The organism is Micromonospora tarapacensis (assembly GCF_019697375.1).
Lineage (GTDB): Bacteria > Actinomycetota > Actinomycetes > Mycobacteriales > Micromonosporaceae > Micromonospora > Micromonospora tarapacensis.
Genome location: NZ_JAHCDI010000004.1, coordinates 2,075,998 through 2,096,279 on the forward strand (window position 1 = coordinate 2,075,998; position 20,282 = coordinate 2,096,279).

A 20,282-nucleotide genomic window follows, 5' to 3' on the forward strand; every position below is an offset into this window, starting at 1 on the left:
GGGTGACCGCGGTCACATGGGCGTCAATCTGGTGGATTTGCTGACCGGGTTTCCCGGCCGAACGGGCAGCCCGGAACGGGCACTAGCCACAACATTCGCAATTCGCGTGCCCGTTTGCGGGCAGCGCCCGCCCGATCGGGATCCGAACTGCCCGGTCGGGCACCCCCGGTCATCGGGGTGCGGGCCCGTTGTCGACCAGCCGAAAGCGGGTGGTCAGCGACGCGTCACCCAACTCCTCGAGGATCAGGCCGCGGGTCGGCGAGTTCTGCAGATAGGCCCAGTGGTTACTGATCGCGTACGTCGCCTCGCCGTCCCACTGCCCGTCGCGGGCGACCGAGAACTGCTGCCTCGGTTCGTCCGGCGCGCAGCCGGCCGCGACGACCCGCAGTGGCTCGCTGGCCGCCGAGCGCACCTCCCAGCAGACGTCGGTCGCCTCGGCGCCCTGCTCGGCGGCACGGATCAGGTAACCGTCGGGCCCCTGGGGCACGAACACGAACAGCTGGCGACCCTCGTCGCCGTCGACCTCGGCGAGCCGACCGTCGGCGAGCAGCGACAGCCCGGCGGCCCGGGCGACCGCCCGCACGATGGTGACCTGGCGCTGCCCGGACAGCAGCGGATCGGCAGCGGCACCGGGTGAACCCGACGTCTCCCCCGGAACCGGACTGGACAACGCGGTGGCCGGCGGCGGTGTCGGGCCGGCCGGTCCGACGGGCACGCCGTCCGGCGCACCGGCGAGACGGACCAGGACGGCACCGGCGCCGAGCACGCCGACGAGCACGGCGCCGAGCCCGACGGAAGCGGCCCGCCGGCGACGACGGCGGGCGTCGCCACGCCGCCGGACATCGGCGGCGGCCGGGACCCGGCCCTGCCCGCCGTGCCGGGCCAATGCCCGCAGGGCCTCGTCGAGATGCGGCTCAGACCCCATGGCTGCTCCCCCCGCCGGTCGTCTGGTAGTCGTCGTCGGTCAGGTACGCGGCGAGCGCCCGGCGTCCCCGGGCGAGCCGGGTCTTGACGGTGTTCGGGTTGGCACCGACCTCCACCGCGATCTCGGTCACGCTGAGGCCGACCAGGTGGTGCAGTACGACGGCCCGGCGCTGCTCGGCGGGAATACGGCGCAGCGCGGACACGACCGCCACGTGGTCGACCGTCGCCGCCTCGACGTGCTGCCCGGCGATCTCCCGCCGGTGTGCCCGGAGCCGGTTCACCGCCTTACGCCACGCGCTCACCGCGATGCGGTACGCCACGCTGCGCACCCACGCCTCCGGGCTGTCGCACTCCCGGACCGACGCCCAGCGGTCCCAGGCCCTGGCGTACGCCTCGGCCACCGCGTCCTCGGCCTCGGCCCGGCTGCCGATCATCGCGGCCAGGTGTCCCAGCACGCGCTGGGCCGACGCCGAGTAGAAGGCGTCGAACTCCTCAGCGTCACGCATCGCTCACGTTTCCCACCCGAACTGGTCGCACCTGTCGCACAGTCGCTTGACGGACGGCCGGGCTGGACGGCCCGGCCGGGCACGCCGCCGGCGGCTCACCCGTGTCGCGGCGCCGGCCCGGTGTCGTTGAACCGGAAGCTACTCGCCGGCGGCGCATCGCCCAACTCCTCCATGATCAGACCGGACCGCGCGGAATCCCGCAGGTAGGCCCACCGGTTGCTGATCACGAACTCCCGGACGCCACCGCCGGACGCCGGGTCGATGACGAACCGCTGAGCCGGGTCACCCGCCCGGCACGCGGCCTCCCGCACCACCAGCGGGCGCGTGTCGCCGAAGTTGTGCACCTGCCAGCAGACCGGCTGCCCGGCGCCGCCACCGCGGTAAGCCTTGATCAGGAACTCACCGGAACTCAGCGGAGTCGGCACGAACACCTGCCGGCCACTGTCGTCGTCGACCTCGGCCAGCCGCCCCCGGTCGAGCAGCGACAGCCCCGACTCGAACGCGCCGACCCGCACGATCGTCACCCGGCGGGTACCGGACAGCGCCGGCGGCGGCGCGCTCGGCGACGCGGACGCCGACGGGACATCGGCCGTATCGACGACCGCGACCGGCGCGGGCCCGGTCGGACCGCCGCCGGCGTCCGTAGCGGGTGTCACCCCGCACGCCGGCACGGCGGCACCGGCCAGAACCACCAGGCTCACACCCGCGAACCGCTTACCCACCAACACCGTTACCTCCCCGGCTGCCGGCCGCCGCATCCACGGCGACCGTCCGGTCGATCCGTGACTCACGACCGGTACAGCCTCGTGACGCCGGGGACCGGGGAGTGGTTTCACCGGCTCGCCAGAACGTTGCGCGGGCCGGCACCGCCGGGGCTACCGGAGCGCCACCAGGCGCATGCCGGTGCGGATGAGGACCACCGCGCCACCGGCGGCCATCACCATGCCGATGCCGGGCATCAGCTGCCCCCAGGCACCGGTGCTGGCGCTGAGGGTGGCCAGCCGGACCAACTGCCAACCGACGATGATCGCGACGGCCAGTCCGGGCAGCAGGCAGTGCGCGATGGCGACCTTGCGGTACGGCAGCAGTGCGCCGGCGATGGCGATGAACGCCGCGCTCAGCGTCCACAGGCCCGGGCCGGCCGCGCCGGACAGCGGCCCGAACGGAGTGATGACCCAGGGCAGCAGCGAGCCGACCAGCGCCAGCAGGCCGCCGACGATCATGCCGATGCTGCCGGCGTGCAGGATGCGCCGGCGGGCCGGGGCGGCGGTGGATGCGGTGTCTGCCATGTCCGGATGCTAGGCGCTCACCACCGATGACCGAACGAGCAGATCGGTGAACGGTCGGACAGTGTCGGTGGACGGCCCGAACCCGGCCGCGAACAGCCGCAAACCGGACGGCACCCACCGCTTGCCCGGGCCGGACGACCGTTCACGGGATCCAACGGACCGCTCGGCGACCCGAACCACCGCCCAACCGATCAACTCTTGCCTGGCCAGGCCGCGTCACGTTCGCTTCGCAGAACGTGTGACCGACCGCACAACCGCGTCGAGCAGTACGGCGGCGTGGACGGGCGGATCGGGCAGCGGCACCAGCACCGCGTCACCACCAACCGGGCGCCGTGTCGCAGGCCCCTCGCCGGATCTGCCGGTTCCGTACCGACTAGGAGGCTCCAGACATGACCGAGGTAACCCCCGACAAGGAAACCCGGGGCGGGGAACCGCCACCGTCTTCACCACCACCGGCCGCACCGCCGGACAACGGCTGGCGCAAGGAGTACTGGAGCCGGAACCTCCGGCTCATGGTGATCCTGCTGACCGTCTGGTTCATCGTCTCGTTCGGCTTCGGAATCATCCTGGTCGAACCACTGAACGAAATCGTCATCGCCGGTTTCCCGCTCGGCTTCTGGTTCGCCCAGCAGGGATCGATATACGTCTTCGTGATTCTCATTCTGGTGTACGCAAAGATGATGGACCGTCTGGACAACCAGTTCGGTGTCGGTGAGCAGGAGAACCAGGAGGCTGGCAAATGAGTCAGATCCAGACCTGGACGCTCGTCTTCATCGTCGCGTCCTTCTCCGTCTACCTCTACATCGCCTGGCGCAGCCGGGTGAAGGAGACCGCCGGCTTCTACGTGGCCGGCCAGGGCATTCCCACCATCGCCAACGGCGCCGCCGTGGCCGCCGACTGGATGTCCGCGGCGTCGTTCATCTCGATGGCCGGCCTGATCGCGTTCCTCGGCTCGGACGGGACCATCTACCTGATGGGCTGGACCGGCGGCTACGTGCTGCTGGCCCTGCTGATCGCCCCGTACCTGCGCAAGTGGGGCAAGTTCACGGTTCCCGAGTTCGTCGGCGACCGGTACTCGGAGACGGTCCGCACCATCGCCGCCGTCGCCGCGATCATCATCTCCTTCACCTACGTGGTCGGGCAGATGCGCGGCGGCGGCATCGTCTTCAGCCGGTTCCTCAAGCTGGACGTCACCGGCGGCGTCATCCTCGCCGCGGTCATCATCGGCCTGTACGCGGTGCTCGGCGGCATGAAGGGCATCACCTGGACCCAGGTCGCCCAGTACACCGTGCTGATCACCGCCTACCTGATCCCCGCTGTCGCGGTGGCCCAGCAGATGACCGGCATCCCGATTCCACAGGTGTCGTTCGGGCAGATCCTCAGCGAACTCGACGCGATCAGCGTGGAGATGGGGCTGAACCAGTACACCGAGGCGTTCGCGGCCCGACCACAGATCGACGTCTTCCTGGTGACCATGGCGTTGATGATCGGCACCGCCGGCCTACCCCACGTGATCGTCCGGTTCTACACCACGAAGAGCGTCCGAGGCGCCCGCTACTCGGCGTTCTGGGCACTGTTCTTCATCGCGCTGCTCTACACCACCGCCCCGGCGGTCGGCGCGTTCACCAAGCTGAACCTGCTGCAGGACGTGAACGGGATCTCCGCGAACGCGCTGCCCTCCTGGATCGAGAACTGGGCGGCGACGGGTCTGGTCACCGTCAACGACGGTGCGCAGACCATCAACACCGTCAGCAACAGCCCCACCTCCGGCGCCGACCTGATCGTCAACAACGACATCCTGGTGCTCGCCAGTCCGGAGATCGCCGGCCTGCCGGCACCGATCGTGGGTCTGGTGGCGGCCGGCGGCATGGCCGCCGCGATGTCCACCGCGGCGGGCTTGTTGCTGGTGATCTCGTCGTCCTTCTCGCACGACCTGTACTTCCGCCGGGTCAAGCGGGACTCGACCGACAAGCAGCGGCTGCTCGCCGGTCGGATCGCGATGGGCCTGGCGGTGCTGATCGCGATCTACGCCGGCATCAACCCGCCGGCGTTCGTGGCGCAGGTGGTCGCCTTCGCGTTCGGCCTTGCCGCGTCGACCTTCTTCCCGGCCATCGTGCTCGGCATCTTCTGGAAACGATGTAACGCCACGGGCGCGGCAGCCGGCATGGTGTCCGGCCTGGTATTCACCGCCACCTACATGATCTACACACTGCCGGTGTTCGGCACCGCCGCCAACCCGCACATTCTCGACATCAGCCCCGAGGGCATCGGCACCATCGGCGCCATCGTCAACTTCGTCGTCACCATCGTCGTGTCGAAGATGACGGCGCCACCGCCGGACGAGATCGTCGAGATGGTGGAGAACATCCGTTACCCGGCCGCCCGCCGGGAGGTGACGGCCGGCAACGTCGCCGACGCCACCTGACCCTCGTCCCCCACTACCCGAAGCCAGCGGTCGCCGGCCCCGACACCGACGTCGGGGCCGGCGACGCGCTCTCCGGCCGGCGAGACCGCTTGCCGGCGGCTGTGAGCTGCGTTACCTCTGCGCAGACCGGGAATCAGCTCACCGGTTCCCGGTTGCAGCCAGATATGACCGTCGCACCACTGCCCGCCGCGCCGCCGCCCGCGCTGATGCCGGGAGATCTGATGAGCCGCCGCCAGCGGGTGCGGCTCATCCTCGTCCTCGGCTCGCTGATCGCGGTGGGACCGCTGACCATCGACATGTACCTGCCAGCGCTGCCCGCGATCGTCGACGACCTCGCCACCACCTCGGCGGCGGTCCAGTTGACCCTTACCGGCACGCTGGTCGGCCTCGCCCTGGGCCAGTTGCTGATCGGCCCGCTGTCGGACGCGGTCGGCCGGCGCAAGCCACTGATCGCGGGCACCGCGCTGCACATCGTGGCCTCCGTGTGCTGCGCCCTCGCCCCGAACATCGCGGTGCTCGGTGGGCTGCGGGTGGTCCAGGGCCTGGGCGCCGCGGCAGCCGCCGTGATCGCCATGGCGGTGGTACGCGACCTGTTCAGCGGCACGGCCTTCGCCCAACTCCTCTCCCGGCTGTTGCTGGTCATGGGGGCCGCCCCGGTCCTCGCACCGACGCTCGGCAGTGAACTGCTGCGGTGGACCCAGTGGCGGGGCGTGTTCGCGGCACTGGCCGTCTTCGGCGTGCTGCTGATGCTGATCGCCATGCTCGGTCTGCCGGAGACACTGCCGGCCCTGCGCCGCCAGCGCGGTGGGGTGCTGCCGACGGTCCGCCTCTACGGCTCCCTGCTGCGTGACCGCGCCTTCGTCGGGCTGGTGCTGGTCGCCGGGCTGGCCATGGCGGCGCTGTTCGCGTACGTCGGCGGCTCCTCGTTCGTCCTGCAGGAGCAGTACGGGCTCGACGAGCAGCAGTTCGGGCTGGCCTTCGGGGCCGGGGCGATCGGCCTGATCGCGGCCACCCAGGGCAACGTTCGCCTGCTGCGCCGCTACTCCCCGCAACGGATCCTGACCACCGCCCTACTCGTCGGGTCCGCCGCCAGCCTGGTGCTGCTCGGCCTCGCCGCGACCGGGATCGGCGGGCTGCCGGCCCTGCTCGCGGCGCTGTGGGTGGTGCTCGCCACCGCCGGGCTGGCGCTGCCGAACGCCCCCGCGCTGGCCCTGACCCGGCACGGCGAGGCGGCCGGCACCGCCTCCGCCCTGCTCGGCGCGGTGCAGTTCGGCATCGGCGCGCTGGCCGCGCCGCTGGTGGGGGTACTCGGCACCGGAGCAGTGGCGATGGCCCTGGTGATCGCCGGCGGCATGGCCTCGGCACTGGTCGTGCTGCTGTTCGTGGTGCGCGCCGAACGGCCGGCCCTGCTGGGACCGGAGACCGTGCCCCTCGCCGTCCACTGACCGCCGCCCCGGCAGTGCGGCACGAGCGGGCGGCACCGCAGCCGCTCAGGCCTGCGGAGCCGCTATCTGGATGAGATTGCCGCAGGTGTCGTCGAAGACCGCGGTCGTCATGCCGCCGACGCTCAACGGCTCCTGGGTGAAGATCACCCCGAGAGCCGTCAACCGCTCGTACTCGGCGGCCACGTCCGGCACACCGAACATGGTGACCGGGATCCCGTCGGTGACCAGCGCCTTCTTGAACGTGGCCGCCGCGGGATGCTGGTCGGGTTCGAGGACGAGTTCCACCCCGTCGGGCTCCTCCGGGGACACCACGGTCAACCACCGGTGCTCCCCCAGCGGAATCTCGTGCTTCTTCGTGAAGCCGAGCACGCCGGTGTAGAACGTCAACGCCTTGTCCTGGTCGTCGACGAAAATGCTCAGGTGTCCGATCCGCATGGTCCTGCCCTCCATCGTTGGTAGATCTGTCGAAGTGGGGACGTGTCGAGGTCGAGGAACACGTACCGGCCCTCGCGACGGATCACCACCAGCCCGGCGTCGGACAGGACGGCGAGATGCTGGGAGATGGCCTGCCGCGTCGAGGTGAAACCCTTGCCAGCCAGGCGGGCACAGAGCTCGAACAGCGTCTGCCCACCGCGGTCCTGCAACTCGTCGAGGATGGCACGCCGCGTTGGGTCAGCCAGCGCCTTGTACACGTCACCCACCACGTGAACGATAGGCAAGCGTTCACTTGCATGTCAAGCGAGACGCCCTACCACCGCGGTTGCGACCGCGTCGAGCCGGTCGGCCAGCGACGCCGCCAGCCACTGCCCATCCGCACCGACCGCCACCGCCGCAGGGTAACCAGCCGGATCCGCACTCGCGAGTCGGTCACCGACAACCGAGTGCGGACAGTGTCACAGCAGCTCCTCCAGCATGATCGGAAGCCTGCGCACCCGGCGCCCGGTGGCGTGGTGGATCGCGTTGGCGATGGCCGCCGCCACCCCGACGACGCCGATCTCGCCCACTCCCTTGACGCCGAGCGGGTTCACCACCGTGTCGGACACCTCGATGGTGTCCACCACCACGTCGGGGGCGTCCGCGTTGACCGGAACCAGGTAGTCGTTGAAGCTCGGATTCGCCCATCGGCCCAGCGCCGGGTCCATGTGGGTGGCCTCCAGCAACGCCTGGCTGAGCCCCCACAGCATCCCGCCCATCAGCTGGCTGTGCGCCGTGCGACGGTTGAGCACCCGCCCCGGTGCGAAGACACCGACCATCCGGCGGACCCGGATCAGCCTCAGCTCCGCGTCGACCGCGACCTCGGCGAACTGGGCGCCGAAGGTGTGCATGCCGTACCCGGGGTCCGGTGGCGGCGGGGTCCACACGCCGAGCGTCTCGACGTCGGGAATCAGGGACCGGCCGAGCAGGTCGGCGTAGCCGTCGGCCGTGTCGGGGCGGTCCCGCAGCATCATCCGGCCGTCGGTCACGGTGACCGAGCCGGGGTCCGCGCCGTGCAGTGGCGAGCGGGTGTCCGCAATGGCCTGCCGGATCAGCTGGTCGCGCAGCGACGTCGCGGCGAGGTGCACGGCGGCGCTGACCGCGCCGGTGCCCGCCGAGCCGACGGCGGCGGTGATGTTGGGCAGGTCGCTACTGCCGCCGACGAAGCGAACCCGGTCGACCGGCAGCCCCAGCCCGTCCGCGGCGACCTGCGTCATCGCCGTCAGCACGCCGGTGCCGAACTCGGAGACGCCGGCCTCGATCTGCGCGCTGCCGTCGCTGTAGAGCCGCGCCCGGGCCCGCTGCGGGTTGGGCGGCGCGACCTGCGGGTACGCGGCCAACGCCAGCCCGGAGCCGATCAGCCAGTTCCCCTCCCGGCGTGTCCCGGGCCGGGCGTCGCGGTGCTGCCAGCCGAACAGTTCCGCACCCCGCTGAAGGCAATCCCGCAGGCCGTGGCTCGACCACGGGTGGCCGGTGGTCGGATCGTGGTCGGCGATGTTACGCATCCGCAGTTCCAACGGGTCGACGCCGATCCGTACGGAGAGTTCGTCCATCGCACTCTCCAGCGAGAAGACGCCGGTCGCCTCCCCTGGCGCCCGCATGAAGGTCGGGGTGATCGTGTTCGCCTTCGCCACCCGGTAGATCCCCTCGTAGTTGGGGATGTCGTAGAGCACCGCGGGCGACTGGAGCGACGTCTCGGCCCAGTCGTCGAACTGCGAGGTGACCGATACCTTCTGGTGACGCAGGGCAGTGAGCCGACCGTCGGGCCGGGCGCCGAGGCTGACCCGGTGTTCCTGCTCCTCGCGGTGCCCGCAGGAGTGGAACATCTGTTCCCGGCTCAGGGTCAGCCGGACCGGTCGGCCCAGCTGCCGGGCGGCCAGCGCCGCCAGGGTGACGTGTGGCCAGATCATCGCCTTCGCCCCGAAGCTACCGCCGACGAACTCGCTGATCACCTTGACCTGGGTGGGCGGCAGCCCGAGCAGGTGGGCAACCGTGAGCTGGGTGGCCGTCGGCCCCTGGGTGGAGTCGTAGACGGTGACCCGGTCGACGTCGTCCCAGATCGCCGTGGTGACCGACGGTTCGAGCGGGTTCTGGTGGTTGGCCGCGAAGGCGTACGTCTCGTCGAGGCGGAGCTGCGCCTGACCGAGCGCGCCGTCCACGTCGCCCCGGGACATCCGGCCGGGCAGCATCCCACCGAAGATCTTCTCCGGCACGTACGCCTGGTCGCGCACCTGGTCCAGGACGGTGTTCGCCGGGCTCTGCGCGTAGTCGACCTCGATCAGGCTGGCCGCGTGCTCGGCCGCCTCGATGGTGCTGGCGACCACCACGGCGACCGGCTGGCCGGCATAGTGCACCACGTCGGCCTGCATCGGAAAGAAGCTCTGCCCCGGCGCGGGCAGCCCGGCCAGCGACGGCAGCAGCTGCGGCTGGCCGACGATCCGGGGGAGGTCGTGGTGGGTCAGGACGGCGATCAGGCCGCCGGCCGACTCCGCCGCGCTGGCGTCGATGCGGGTGATCCGGCCGTTGGCCACCCGGGCGCCGACGAGGACCGCGTGCACCAGGCCGGGCACTGTCACCTCGCCGGTGTACCGGGCGGTGCCGCTGACCTTCGGCCGGGCGTCGACCCGGTCGACGGCGAGACCGATGGCGGGGCTCATGACATCACCGTCCTCATGCGACACCAGCCGCCCGGGTCGCCGCCGGCCAGTCTTCGGCGGTGATGGCGCCCAGCGCGCGGACGATGGTGCGCCGAGCCAACTCGATCTTGAACTCGTTCATGCCGTGGGCGACCGACGCTGCCATCTCCCGTCCGGCCGCTGCCATGAACGTCTCGACCGTCGCGGGTGCCCCGCGCAGCACCTGCTCCGCCTGTCTGGCCCGCCACGGTCTGGTAGCCACGCCGCCGAGCGCCAGGCGTACGTCCGTGATCGTCCCCGCCTCGACCGCGACCGCGGCGGCGACCGACACCAGCGCGAACTCGTACGACTCCCGGTCGCGCACCTTGAGATAGGCGGACCGGGCGGCGATCGGCGACGCCGGCACCTCAATCGTCTCGATCAGTTCGCCGTGCTCGATCGGATGCTCCCGGTCCGGGGTGTTCCCCGGCAGCAGGAAGAAATCGTCGACGGGGATGTCCCGCGATGCCACGGCGCCGCGCGTGTACACCACCGCGTCGAGCGCCACGAGTGCCACGGCCAGGTCGGACGGGTGGGTGGCGATGCACATGTCGCTGGTGCCCAGGACGGCGTGGCCGCGGTTCACCCCGTGCATCGCGCCACATCCGGCACCCGGCGTCCGCTTGTTGCACGGGCTGGCCAGGTCACGGAAGTAGGCGCACCGGGTGCGCTGCATCAGGTTGCCGCCCATCGAGGCCATGTTGCGCAGCTGCGGGGACGCACCGAGCAGCAGCGCCTGGGCGAGCACCGGGAACCGCTGCCGGACCAGGCGGTGCCCGGCGACATCGCTCATCCGGGCCAACGCGCCGATCTGCAGCCCACCGCCGGGCGACTCCTCGATCTGTCGCAGCGGCAGGTCGTTGATGTCCACCAGCCGCGCCGGCTGCTCCACGTAGATCCGCAGCAGGTCGACCTGGTTGGTGCCGCCGGCCAGGAACGCGCTGCCCGGGTCGGCGGTGACGGCACCGACCGCGGTGGGCACGTCGGTCGCCCGGGAGTAGCTGATGGTCCTCATCAGGAGGCTCCTGTCGAGTTCGCGTCGCGGACCTGCCGGATGGCGGCTCGGATGTGCGGATACGCCGCGCACCGGCACAGGTTGCCGCTCATCCACTCCCGGATGTGTGCGTCGTCCGGCTCGTGCCCCTCGGCCAGGAAGGCCACCGCCGACATGATCTGGCCGGGAGTGCAGTAGCCACACTGGAAGGCGTCCCGCTCGATGAACGCGGACTGCATCGGGTGCAGCTCACCGCCGGTCGACAGGCCCTCGATGGTGGTCACCTCGCGCGCCTCGCAGCCGACGGCCAGCGTCAGGCAGGCCAGCACCGCCCGACCGTCGACCCAGACCGTACAGGCACCGCAGGCACCCTGGTTGCATCCCTTCTTGGCGCCGGTGAGGCCCATCCGTTCGCGCAGGGCGTCCAGCAGGCTGACCCGGGGCTCGATGGCGATGGTGCGCGGCTGGCCGTTGACGGAGAGCGTCACCCGCACCTCGCCCGGCCCCCGAACCACGACGTTGTCGGCGCTGACCGCCGTCTCTGCATACGACCTCACCACGCCGCACCACCCCCGAGCCCGTCATCCACCCTCAGGACAGTATCAGCATATAAGCGGACGATTAGGATGTATCCCTCAGGATGGCGGGTTTGTTCCGGTGAGGTTAAGGTCGGGTCCCGCATGGACTCCAGGCCTGGCGCGGGCCGCGACATCTTGCGACGCTAGTGATCGTGTATGACTACGACCTGTTGGTACTGGGCTCCGGCCCCAGCGGCCAGAAGGCCGCGATCGCCGCCGCCAAGCTGGGCAGGCGGGTCGGCCTCGTGGAACGACGCGACATGATCGGCGGAGTGTGCATCAACACCGGCACCGTCCCGTCCAAGACCCTGCGTGAGGCCGTGCTCTACCTGACCGGCCTCAGCCAGCGGGACCTCTACGGCAGCAGCTACCGGGTCAAGGACGAGATCACGGTCAGTGACCTGGCTGCCCGGACGCAACACGTGATCAACCGGCAGACCGACGTCATCCGCAACCAACTCGCCCGCAACCGGATCGCGATGATCACCGGCACCGGACGGTTCGCCGACCCGCACGCGGTCTGGGTCGACGGCGGCTCCGGACGCGAGTCCAAGGTCACCTTCGACAAGGCCGTCATCGCCGCGGGCACCCGACCGGCCCGCCCGGACAGCGTCGACTTCGACGACAAGACGATCGTGGACTCCGACGGCGTCATCAACCTGCAGAGCGTGCCCCGCAGCATGGTGGTGGTCGGCGCCGGCGTGATCGGCATGGAGTACGCGTCGATGTTCGCCGCGCTCGGCACCAAGGTCACCGTGGTCGAACGCCGGGAGCGGATGCTCGACTTCTGTGACGAGGAGATCGTCGAGTCGCTGAAGTACCACCTGCGGGACCTGTCCGTGACGTTCCGTTTCGGCGAGGAGGTGGCCGCGGTGGAGAAGCACCAGGCCGCAGCCCTGTGCATTCTCAAGAGCGGCAAGAAGATCGTCGCGGACACCGTGATGTACTCGGCCGGCCGGCAGGGCCAGACCGACGGGCTGGACCTGGCGGCGGCCGGGCTGGCGGCGGACCGGCGCGGTCGGATCGAGGTCGACGCGAACTACCGGACCGCGGTGGAGAACATCTACGCGGTCGGCGACGTGATCGGCTTTCCGGCGCTGGCCTCCACCTCGATGGAGCAGGGACGGCTGGCCGCGCAGCACGCCTGCGGCGAGCCGGACCGGCCGATGCACCAGTTGCAGCCGATCGGCATCTACACGATCCCGGAGATCAGCTTCGTCGGGAAGACCGAGGAGGAGCTGACCGACGGCGCGACGCCGTTCGAGGTGGGCATCGCCCGCTACCGCGAGCTGGCCCGCGGCCAGATCGTCGGCGACTCGTACGGCATGTTGAAGCTGCTCGTCTCACCGGGCGACGGCCGGCTGCTCGGTGTGCACGTCTTCGGCACCGGTGCCACCGAGATCGTCCACATCGGGCAGGCCGTGATGGGCTGCGGCGGGACCGTCGACTACCTGGTCGACACGGTCTTCAACTACCCCACCCTGGCCGAGGCGTACAAGGTGGCCGCCCTGGACGCCTCCAACAAGATCCGCAACATCACCCGGATCGACGGCTGACGGCGCCCGAGGGTGTATCCGCCGAGACGGCGGCGGCCTGCCGTGGCCGCCGCCGTCCCCGCGACCGTTCAGCACCGTTACCTTCGGTGACGACCTCCCTCACCCTCAGCCGCTGCTGTCCGTGACGATGACAGCCGACGGCCATACCCCTACCACCCGTCCTTTGCTCTGCTTCAACCCACGCAATAGCCGCCGAGCTGGGTAGATCTGGCGCGACGGTGGAGCCGCAGCCTGCTCGTCAGCAGCGGAGCGTAACCGTTGCGTAGGTTGAAGCAGAGCAAAGCGTGCGAGTGGGAAGGGGGTGGAGCAGGACAGGCGTTTACGAGCTGTGACGGTCGACGTCGATGGCTGGGGTGTTGCGGGTGGTTGCCGCTCAGCGGGCCGCCACGGCCAACTCTCGGGCGGGGCCCAGGTGCCGGGCGTACGCGCCGGTGGTGAAGAACGACGGCAGGTCCTCGCCCAACGCGGTCTCCTCGACGATCCGGGCGGCCTGCTCGGCGCGCTCCCGCCCGGCGTCCGCACGACCCTCGGTCAGGGTGGCCAGCTCCTCGGCGAGCATCGACCGGACCAGCTCGTCGGTGACGCAGCCACCGCCGGCCAGTGGCGCGCCGTGGTGCAGCCACTGCCAGATCTGGCAGCGGGCGATCTCGGCGGTGGCGGCGTCCTCCATCAGGTTCCACAGCGCCACCGCACCCGCACCACCGAGCCAGGCGTCGATGTAGTGCAGCGCCACCGCGACGTTGGACCGCAGCCCCGCCTCGGTGACCTGGCCCGGGGTCTTGTCGACGGAGAGCAGGTCGGCGGCGGTGACCGCCACGTCGTCGCGGCGCCGGTCGAGCTGGTTCGGGCGCTCGCCCAGCACCGCGTCGAAGACCTCCCGGCAGGTCTCGACCAGGCCGGGGTGGGCGACCCACGAGCCGTCGAAGCCGTCGCCGGCCTCCCGTTGCTTGTCCGCCCGCACCTTGGTCAGGGCGACCTCGTTGACCTCCGGGTCGCGGGCCGGGACGAAGGCGGCCATCCCGCCGATCGCGTGGGCGCCGCGCCGGTGGCAGGTCCGCACCAGCAATTCCGTGTACGCGCGCATGAACGGCACGGTCATGCTCACCTCGGACCGGTCCGGCAGGACGAAGTCCGGCCACTGCCCGAAGTTCTTGATGACGCTGAAGATGTAGTCCCACCGGCCGGCGTTCAGCCCCGCCGAGTGCTCGCGCAGCTCGTAGAGGATCTCCTCCATCTCGAACGCGGCCGTGATCGTCTCGATCAGCGTGGTCGCCCGGATGGTGCCCTGCGGCAGGCCCAGGTAGCGCTGGGCGAAGACGAAGATGTCGTTCCACAGCCGCGCCTCGCGGTGACTCTCCAGCTTCGGCAGGTAGAAGTACGGCCCGGACCCGGCGTCGAGCTGGCGGCGGGCGCAGTGGAAGAAGTAGAGCCCGAAGTCGACCAGGCTGGCCGAGACCGGCCGCCCGTCGACCACGATCCCCTTTTCCACCAGGTGCCAGCCGCGCGGCCGGACCACGATCGTGGCCAGCTCCGCGCCGAGCGCGTAACGCTTGCCGCGCGGGTCGGTGAAGTCGATCCGCCGGTCCAGGGCGTCGATCAGGTTGAGTTGACCACGGATGATGTTGTGCCAGGTCGGAGCGGTGGCGTCCTCGAAGTCGGCGAGCCAGACCTTGGCGCCGGAGTTCAGCGCGTTGATGGTCATCTTGCGGTCGGGCGGCCCGGTGATCTCGGTCCGCCGGTCCAGCAGGCCCGGCGCGGGCGACGCCACCTGCCAGGTCGGGTCGGCGCGGATGCCGGCGGTCTCGGGCAGGAAGTCGGGCAGCTGGCCGGTGGCATACCGGTCCCGGCGTGCCCGGCGGGTGTCCAGCAGGGCCACCCGGCGGGCCGCGAACTCGCTGTCCAGCGCGACGAGGAAATCGAGCGCCTCGGACGTGAGCACCTCGTCGAACCGTTCCGCCATCGGGCCGATGATCTCGTATCTCATCAGAACTGCTCCTCCTCGGTGGAACCGCGCAGCGCGGTGGTCTCGCCGGCCGGGTTGAGCACGGTGCTGATCAGGTCGAAGTAGCCGGTGCCCACCTCGCGCTGGTGCTTGACCGCGGTGTAGCCGGCCGCCTCCGCCGCGAACTCCCGCTCCTGCAGGGACACGTAGGCCGGCATGCCGTCGGTGGCGTAGCCCCGGGCCAGGTCGAACATCGAGTAGTTGAGGGCGTGGAAGCCGGCCAGGGTGATGAACTGGAACTTGTAGCCCATGTGGCCAAGCTCGCGCTGGAACTTCGCGATCGTCGCGTCGTCGAGGTGCTTGCGCCAGTTGAACGACGGCGAGCAGTTGTAGGCGAGCAACTGGTCCGGGTGCTCGGCCTTGATCGCCTCGGCGAACCGGCGGGCCACCTCCAGATCCGGCGTGCTGGTCTCCATCCAGAGCAGGTCGGAGTGCGGGGCGTAGGCCAGGCCCCGGGCGATGCACGGCTCGACACCGTTGCGGACCCGGTAGAAACCCTCGGCGGTGCGCTCGCCGGTGACGAACGGCTGGTCCCGCTCGTCGACGTCCGTGGTGAGCAGGGTGGCGGCCTGGGCGTCGGTGCGGGCGACGACCACGGTCGGCACGCCGGCGACGTCGGCGGCCAGCCGCGCCGCCTCCAGGGTGCGGATGTGCTGACCGGTGGGGATGAGCACCTTGCCGCCGAGGTGGCCGCACTTCTTCTCGGAGGCGAGTTGGTCCTCCCAGTGCACGCCGGCGGCGCCGGCCGAGATCATCCCGCTCATCAGCTCGTACGCGTTGAGCACGCCGCCGAAGCCGGCCTCGGCGTCGGCGACGATCGGCGCCAGCCAGTCGATCGCCGACGTGTCCCCCTCGGCGGTGGTGATCTGGGCGGCGCGCAGCAGGGCGTTGTTGATCCGGCGCACCACCGCCGGCACCGAGTTGGCCGGGTAGAGGCTCTGGTCGGGGTAGGTGTGCCCGGCCAGGTTGGCGTCCGCGGCCACCTGCCAGCCGGAGAGGTAGATCGCCTTGAGTCCGGCCCGGACCATCTGCACGGCCTGGTTGCCGGTGAGCGCGCCGAGGGCGTGGATGTAGTCCTCGCTGTTCAGCAGCCGCCACAACCGGTTCGCCCCGTGCCGGGCCAGGGTGTGCTCCTCCTGGATCGCGCCGCGCAACCGCACCACGTCCTCGGCACGGTAGCTGCGCCGCACTCCCCGCCAACGGGGGTTGGTGTCCCATTCGTGCCGCAACTGCTCGACCGCGGTAACCATCGTTTCTCATTCCCTTCGGGGGTCTTCGATCGGCACCCGGGGCGCTGCGCCAACGCCGAGCCGCCGGTGTCAGCCCACGTTCACACGGCTGGCCGGACAGGGTCGAGGGACGCAAAAAGCCAATTACTGAAAAGTCAAGAGGCGATTTTGCAAAGTTGCGAAGGACTCCATTCGCAGCAGTGCTAATGTGGCCCGATCCGGTTCCGCGGAGCAGGGAGGTGAGGGCGATCGCCAAGACCTTTGCCGGCGCCCGGCTGCGCCGGATGCGCGAGGAGCGCGCGCTCAGCCAGACCGAGCTGGCCCGCCACCTCGGCATCTCTCCGAGCTACCTCAACCAGATCGAGCACGACACCCGGCCGCTGACCGTGCCGGTGCTGCTGCGCATCACCGAGCTGTTCGGTGTCGACCCGACCGTGTTCGCCGCGCACGACACGCCACGCCTGGTCACCGGGCTGCGCGAGGCACTGCCCGGCCGGGCCGGGCTGGCCGAGCTGACCGAGTTCGCCACCCGGCTGCCCGAGGTCGCCGCGGCCGTCATCGAGCTGCACCGCCGCTACCAGCAGGCCGACGAACAGCTCGCCGAACTGGTCGGCGACCGCGAGCGGGTGGGCCGCAGCCCCCACGACCAGGTGACCGAGTTCTTCTACCGGCGGCAGAACTACGTGCCCGACCTGGACGAGGAGGCCGAGCGGCTGGCCGTACGGATGGGGCTGCGCCGCGGTGAGGTCCGCGCCCTGCTGCGCGACCGGCTGGCCGAGCGCCACGGGGTACGCATCGCCCGCGAGGACGCCGCCGCGCTCGGCGGCGAACTGCACCGGTACCGTCCGCAGACCCGCACCCTGCACCTGTCCACGTCGCTGCGCGCGGGGCAGGAGGCGATGCGGATGGCCGCGCAGATCGCGCTGCTGGAGTTCGCCGACGTCATCGACGAGATCGTGGAGTCGGAGAAGTTCGACGACGCACAGACCCAGATCCTCACCCGGGTCGGTCTGGCCAACTACTTCGCGGCGGCGTTGATCCTGCCGTACGAGCACTTCCTCGCCGCCGCCGAGCAGCGCCGCTACGACATCGACCTGCTCACCCAGCACTACGCGATCGGCTGGGAGACGGTCTGCCACCGGCTGAGCACCCTGCAACGCCCCCGGGCGCGCGGGGTGCCGTTCTCGTTCGTCCGGGTGGACCGGGCCGGCAACATGTCGAAACGCCAGTCGGCCACCGGCTTCCCGTTCTCCCGCACCGGCGGCACCTGCCCCCTGTGGAACGTCTACGAGGCGTTCGGCTCACCGGGCCGGGTGGTGACCCAGGTCGCGGCGATGCCGGACGGCCAGCGCTACCTGTGGATCGCCCGCACCATCACCCGCCACCACGGCGGCTACGGCCAGCCCGGCAAGGTCTACGCGATCGGCCTGGGCTGCGAGACCCGGCACGCCGGTCGGCTGGTCTACTCCACCGGGGTGGACCTGCACGCGACCGAGGCGGCGACCCCGATCGGGCCGGGCTGCAAGACCTGCGAGCGGATGACCTGCCCGCAGCGGGCCGCGCCGCCGATCAGCCGGCAGCTGGACGTGGACGAGAACCGCAGCACCTTCATCCCGTACCCGCTGCGCGACTGAACCCGACGCTGCCTGCGGAGGGCGGATACACTTTCAGCCCCTCCGCGAGTGCAGGGCAGGTGCATGGCTTCTCGTCCCTCCCTTGTCCCGCGCCGGCTGGTCGCCGTCGTCGTCTGCCTGATCTCGGTCGCCGGGCTGCTGGCCGGCTGTTCGGTCTCCGACGCGCCCGGCCCCACCCAGCTGCGGGTGCTCCAGCTGAACCTGTGCAACAGCGGCATGGCGAAGGGCTGCTACACGGGTCGGTCGGTGGCCCGCGCCGCCGAGGTGATCCGCAGCGAGAGCCCTGACGTCGTCACCCTCAACGAGATCTGCTCCGGCGACGTGGACCTGCTGGAGCAGGCGATGCGACAGGCACACGACGACGCCGTGGTGGCCGCCTTCCAGCCGGCGCGCAACGGCCGTACCGGCGAGCCCTACCGATGCGTCAACGGAGAGCAGTACGGCGTCGGGGTGCTGGCGCACATCGCGGCGCCGTACCGTGGCCACGAGGTGCACGCCGGGATCTACCCGGCGCAGGATCCGGCGGACCCCGAGCAGCGGGCCTGGCTCTGCGTCGACGCCACCGACGCCTACTATGCATGCACCACGCATCTGGCGTACACCAGCTCGACGCTGGCGCTGGCCCAGTGTGGGCACCTGCTCGGCACCGCCATCCCGCAGCTGCACGCCCGCCACCGCTACCAGCCGACGGTGGTCAGCGGCGACCTCAACCTGCGGCACGGCGGCACACCCGACGTGCGGTCCTGCGTGCCGGCGGACCACCTGCACCTGCACGACGGCGGGGTGCAGCAGTTCATGGCCACGGCCGACGTCACGATCCGCGACAGCAGGTCGATCAGCATGGACCGGACGACCGATCACGCGGCGTTCCTGGTCACCCTCACGATCCCCGGACCGGGCGACCCCGCCCACTGAGCCGCCCGGTCAGTCCCACCAGAACGCCCAGGTCGGGGCGTCGACCAGGCGGTCGGCGTACGCGGCCAGCGTGCACGGTCGCTGCCCCTGCCACACGTTGTCCGGGCAGAAGGCGAAGTGCTCGGCGGCCACCCGCAGCGCCTCTGCGGTGTGCGTCGGCGGCGCGGCGACGCTCAGGTACAGCTCGGCGAATCCGACGCCGATCACCCGGACCCCGAACCGCTCCTCCCAGCTGCGCAGCACGGCGCAGAGCTGGGCGGTGTCGTTGGTGTGGTTGATCGCGCCCTGCCAGCCGAGCACGGCCAACGCGTCACTGCCCCGCTCCGCGGCGACCAGCCCGAGCCGCATCGCGGGCTGAGCCTGCGACAGCTGCTCGGCCCAGTGGTCGGCGTGCCGCTCCGGCGCCACCCAGGGCTCGGCCGCCACGGCCAGCCCGGGCCAGTCCTGACCGTACGGGGCGGCCACCGCGAGCCGCCGCTCGTTGGACAGCTCGTCGTCGCCGTCGTAGGGGGCCGTCTGGGCGGTCCACCAGCCGGCGAGCAGTCGTTCCGGATCATGCGCTGCCGGCGAGGAGACGCCGTCCGGCCAGAACTCGCCGACAGCCCAGGGACGCGACGTGTCACCGGCGTAGCCGTCCAGCAGCAACGGCCACAACCCGGACTGCCGGTGCGCCGCGCGCAACCGCGGCCACAACCCGGCCGACGCAGGATCGTCGGACAGCCACAACGAGGGCCGCTCGGCGTCGCCCTCGTCGCCCCGCACCGCACGGCCGGCCGGCAACGGCACGGACAGTGTGCGCGGACCCGCGTCCGTCCCCCCGAACAGCTCCAGCAGGTCGGACGGCATCTCGTTCAGCTGCGATCTCACGAGGCGGAAGGATATCGGTCAGCTCCGACAACCGGTCAGAGACAAGCCGGAGCAGCGCCGGGTCAATCGGCGAGGATCTGTTCGCGGAGGATGTCGGCGTGCCCGCAGTGCTGGGCGAGTTCGCGCAGCACGTGCAGGTAGACCCAGCGCAGCGGAATCGGGCCGCGCCGGTTGCCCGGCAACAGGTCGTCCAGGTCCAGGTTCGCCGTGGCGCGTCGGGACGCCACGCAGGCTTCCCGGTGCGCTCGCTGGACGCTCTCGACGGTGTCGGTGTCGTCGAGGACGAACGACTCGTCCGGCGTCGCGGGGATGCCGACCTCGGCGCGCGGCCGGCCGGTCACCGCCTCGTCGAACCAGACCTTCTCCACGAAGGCGGCGTGCTTCACCAGCCCCAGCAGGGTGGTGCGCGACGGCACCAATGATCGTCGGGCCTGCTCCTCGGTCAGCCCGTCGAGGCTGCTGTTGAGCAAGGCGCGGTGCTCGTCGAGGAACGTCTCGAACTGGGCCCGGATCGGCTTCTGGAGAACGTCCTGGGTGGAGGTGTGCGGCAGGGAAGGCATCGCCGGAGCATCCCAGAAGCGGCTGCGCCCGGCAACGAACGACCGCTACGGTCCACCGATGGAGTCGAACGGCGCGGATCTGTTCCCGGCGGCCCGGACGTAGGAGAACGACTCCCGCCTGCCGGAACGGCTGTCGCAGTTGACCGCCGATACACACACGTCAGTCGGATCATCACCAGCTCGGCGTACGCGACCGCGCACAGTCCGAG

Annotated in this window: 19 protein-coding genes; 6 read left to right on the forward strand and 13 right to left on the reverse strand. The window is 70.8% G+C overall.

Annotated elements, in window-relative coordinates; genetic code table 11:
• Positions 1–169 precede the first annotated feature (169 nt).
• From KIF24_RS15405 to KIF24_RS15420, 4 genes are all read right to left on the reverse strand, one after another.
• Complete coding sequence (locus KIF24_RS15405) at positions 170–925, reverse strand: hypothetical protein (RefSeq protein ID WP_221084619.1); 756 nt, start codon at positions 923–925, stop codon at positions 170–172.
• Positions 915–1,430, reverse strand: a complete 516-nt coding sequence (locus tag KIF24_RS15410; protein WP_221084620.1) for a sigma-70 family RNA polymerase sigma factor — start codon at positions 1,428–1,430, stop codon at positions 915–917. The genes KIF24_RS15405 and KIF24_RS15410 overlap by 11 nt, the downstream gene beginning before the upstream one ends.
• A gap of 95 nt (positions 1,431–1,525) precedes the next feature.
• The gene (locus tag KIF24_RS15415; protein ID WP_331461147.1) at positions 1,526–2,158 is read right to left on the reverse strand and encodes a hypothetical protein; all 633 of its coding nucleotides are present in this window, start codon (positions 2,156–2,158) and stop codon (positions 1,526–1,528) included.
• Between the two features lie 147 nt (positions 2,159–2,305).
• Positions 2,306–2,719, reverse strand: coding sequence for a hypothetical protein (locus tag KIF24_RS15420; RefSeq protein WP_221084621.1), 414 nt, complete (start codon positions 2,717–2,719; stop codon positions 2,306–2,308).
• Between the two features lie 389 nt (positions 2,720–3,108).
• Between KIF24_RS15420 and KIF24_RS15425 the strand changes: the two genes are divergently transcribed.
• The 3 genes from KIF24_RS15425 to KIF24_RS15435 all read left to right on the forward strand — a co-directional run bounded on the left by KIF24_RS15425 (position 3,109) and on the right by KIF24_RS15435 (position 6,589).
• Positions 3,109–3,462: a DUF4212 domain-containing protein gene (locus KIF24_RS15425; protein ID WP_221084622.1), complete on the forward strand. Its 354-nt coding sequence runs from the start codon at positions 3,109–3,111 to the stop codon at positions 3,460–3,462.
• Positions 3,459–5,144 (forward strand): sodium:solute symporter family protein, encoded by a 1,686-nt coding sequence (locus tag KIF24_RS15430; protein WP_221084623.1) that lies wholly within the window; start codon positions 3,459–3,461, stop codon positions 5,142–5,144. The genes KIF24_RS15425 and KIF24_RS15430 overlap by 4 nt, the downstream gene beginning before the upstream one ends.
• 221 nt (positions 5,145–5,365) lie before the next feature.
• Entirely contained in the window at positions 5,366–6,589 is a 1,224-nt protein-coding gene (locus tag KIF24_RS15435; RefSeq protein ID WP_221087376.1) for a multidrug effflux MFS transporter, read from the forward strand.
• 45 nt (positions 6,590–6,634) lie between these two features.
• Here KIF24_RS15435 and KIF24_RS15440 read toward each other — a convergent pair whose 3' ends face one another.
• The 5 genes from KIF24_RS15440 to KIF24_RS15460 form a co-directional block, all read right to left on the reverse strand.
• On the reverse strand, positions 6,635–7,024 hold the full coding sequence (locus KIF24_RS15440; protein ID WP_221084624.1) for a VOC family protein: 390 nt from the start codon (positions 7,022–7,024) through the stop codon (positions 6,635–6,637).
• Positions 7,006–7,290 (reverse strand): ArsR/SmtB family transcription factor, encoded by a 285-nt coding sequence (locus KIF24_RS15445; RefSeq protein ID WP_331461148.1) that lies wholly within the window; start codon positions 7,288–7,290, stop codon positions 7,006–7,008. Before KIF24_RS15445 ends, KIF24_RS15440 begins: the two co-directional genes overlap by 19 nt.
• Positions 7,291–7,482: 192 nt before the next feature.
• Complete coding sequence (locus tag KIF24_RS15450) at positions 7,483–9,720, reverse strand: xanthine dehydrogenase family protein molybdopterin-binding subunit (protein WP_221084625.1); 2,238 nt, start codon at positions 9,718–9,720, stop codon at positions 7,483–7,485.
• A gap of 13 nt (positions 9,721–9,733) precedes the next feature.
• Positions 9,734–10,753 carry an FAD binding domain-containing protein gene (locus KIF24_RS15455; RefSeq protein ID WP_221084626.1) on the reverse strand — a complete coding sequence of 340 codons (1,020 nt, stop codon included), beginning with the start codon at positions 10,751–10,753 and terminating at the stop codon, positions 9,734–9,736.
• Entirely contained in the window at positions 10,753–11,247 is a 495-nt protein-coding gene (locus KIF24_RS15460; RefSeq protein ID WP_331461367.1) for a (2Fe-2S)-binding protein, read from the reverse strand. Before KIF24_RS15460 ends, KIF24_RS15455 begins: the two co-directional genes overlap by 1 nt.
• A gap of 215 nt (positions 11,248–11,462) precedes the next feature.
• Between KIF24_RS15460 and sthA the strand changes: the two genes are divergently transcribed.
• On the forward strand, positions 11,463–12,866 hold the full coding sequence (sthA, locus tag KIF24_RS15465; protein WP_221084627.1) for a Si-specific NAD(P)(+) transhydrogenase: 1,404 nt from the start codon (positions 11,463–11,465) through the stop codon (positions 12,864–12,866).
• 373 nt (positions 12,867–13,239) lie between these two features.
• Here sthA and aceB read toward each other — a convergent pair whose 3' ends face one another.
• Together aceB and aceA are read right to left on the reverse strand one after the other, a co-directional pair.
• Positions 13,240–14,850, reverse strand: a complete 1,611-nt coding sequence (gene aceB, locus KIF24_RS15470; RefSeq protein ID WP_221084628.1) for a malate synthase A — start codon at positions 14,848–14,850, stop codon at positions 13,240–13,242.
• Positions 14,850–16,118 (reverse strand): isocitrate lyase, encoded by a 1,269-nt coding sequence (gene aceA, locus KIF24_RS15475; RefSeq protein ID WP_221084629.1) that lies wholly within the window; start codon positions 16,116–16,118, stop codon positions 14,850–14,852. The genes aceB and aceA overlap by 1 nt, the downstream gene beginning before the upstream one ends.
• A 218-nt stretch (positions 16,119–16,336) precedes the next feature.
• Here aceA and KIF24_RS15480 point away from each other — a divergent pair, with 218 nt between their 5' ends.
• A complete protein-coding gene (locus KIF24_RS15480; RefSeq protein ID WP_221084630.1) occupies positions 16,337–17,731 on the forward strand; it encodes a short-chain fatty acyl-CoA regulator family protein in 1,395 nt (464 codons plus the stop codon).
• A 63-nt stretch (positions 17,732–17,794) separates the two neighbouring features.
• Positions 17,795–18,646 carry an endonuclease/exonuclease/phosphatase family protein gene (locus tag KIF24_RS15485; protein WP_221084631.1) on the forward strand — a complete coding sequence of 284 codons (852 nt, stop codon included), beginning with the start codon at positions 17,795–17,797 and terminating at the stop codon, positions 18,644–18,646.
• Between the two features lie 9 nt (positions 18,647–18,655).
• On the opposite strand, the gene KIF24_RS34510 is transcribed toward KIF24_RS15485, so the two are convergent.
• On the reverse strand, positions 18,656–19,513 hold the full coding sequence (locus tag KIF24_RS34510) for a DUF4253 domain-containing protein (protein ID WP_221084632.1): 858 nt from the start codon (positions 19,511–19,513) through the stop codon (positions 18,656–18,658).
• Positions 19,514–19,575: 62 nt separating this feature from the next.
• Positions 19,576–20,073 (reverse strand): DinB family protein, encoded by a 498-nt coding sequence (locus KIF24_RS15495; RefSeq protein ID WP_221084633.1) that lies wholly within the window; start codon positions 20,071–20,073, stop codon positions 19,576–19,578.
• Positions 20,074–20,282: the final 209 nt, after the last annotated feature.

Excerpts from the sequence above, each read along its gene's own strand:
- KIF24_RS15405 (WP_221084619.1), bottom strand. The coding sequence starts at position 925 with ATGGGGTCTGAGCCGCATCTCGACGAGGCCCTGCGGGCATTGGCCCGG.
- KIF24_RS15410 (WP_221084620.1), bottom strand. The coding sequence starts at position 1,430 with ATGCGTGACGCTGAGGAGTTCGACGCCTTCTACTCGGCGTCGGCCCAG.
- KIF24_RS15420 (WP_221084621.1), bottom strand. The coding sequence starts at position 2,719 with ATGGCAGACACCGCATCCACCGCCGCCCCGGCCCGCCGGCGCATCCTG.
- KIF24_RS15425 (WP_221084622.1), top strand. The coding sequence starts at position 3,109 with ATGACCGAGGTAACCCCCGACAAGGAAACCCGGGGCGGGGAACCGCCA.
- KIF24_RS15430 (WP_221084623.1), top strand. The coding sequence starts at position 3,459 with ATGAGTCAGATCCAGACCTGGACGCTCGTCTTCATCGTCGCGTCCTTC.
- KIF24_RS15435 (WP_221087376.1), top strand. The coding sequence starts at position 5,366 with ATGAGCCGCCGCCAGCGGGTGCGGCTCATCCTCGTCCTCGGCTCGCTG.
- KIF24_RS15440 (WP_221084624.1), bottom strand. The coding sequence starts at position 7,024 with ATGCGGATCGGACACCTGAGCATTTTCGTCGACGACCAGGACAAGGCG.
- KIF24_RS15450 (WP_221084625.1), bottom strand. The coding sequence starts at position 9,720 with ATGAGCCCCGCCATCGGTCTCGCCGTCGACCGGGTCGACGCCCGGCCG.
- KIF24_RS15455 (WP_221084626.1), bottom strand. The coding sequence starts at position 10,753 with ATGAGGACCATCAGCTACTCCCGGGCGACCGACGTGCCCACCGCGGTC.
- aceB (WP_221084628.1), bottom strand. The coding sequence starts at position 14,850 with ATGAGATACGAGATCATCGGCCCGATGGCGGAACGGTTCGACGAGGTG.
- aceA (WP_221084629.1), bottom strand. The coding sequence starts at position 16,118 with ATGGTTACCGCGGTCGAGCAGTTGCGGCACGAATGGGACACCAACCCC.
- KIF24_RS15485 (WP_221084631.1), top strand. The coding sequence starts at position 17,795 with ATGGCTTCTCGTCCCTCCCTTGTCCCGCGCCGGCTGGTCGCCGTCGTC.
- KIF24_RS15495 (WP_221084633.1), bottom strand. The coding sequence starts at position 20,073 with ATGCCTTCCCTGCCGCACACCTCCACCCAGGACGTTCTCCAGAAGCCG.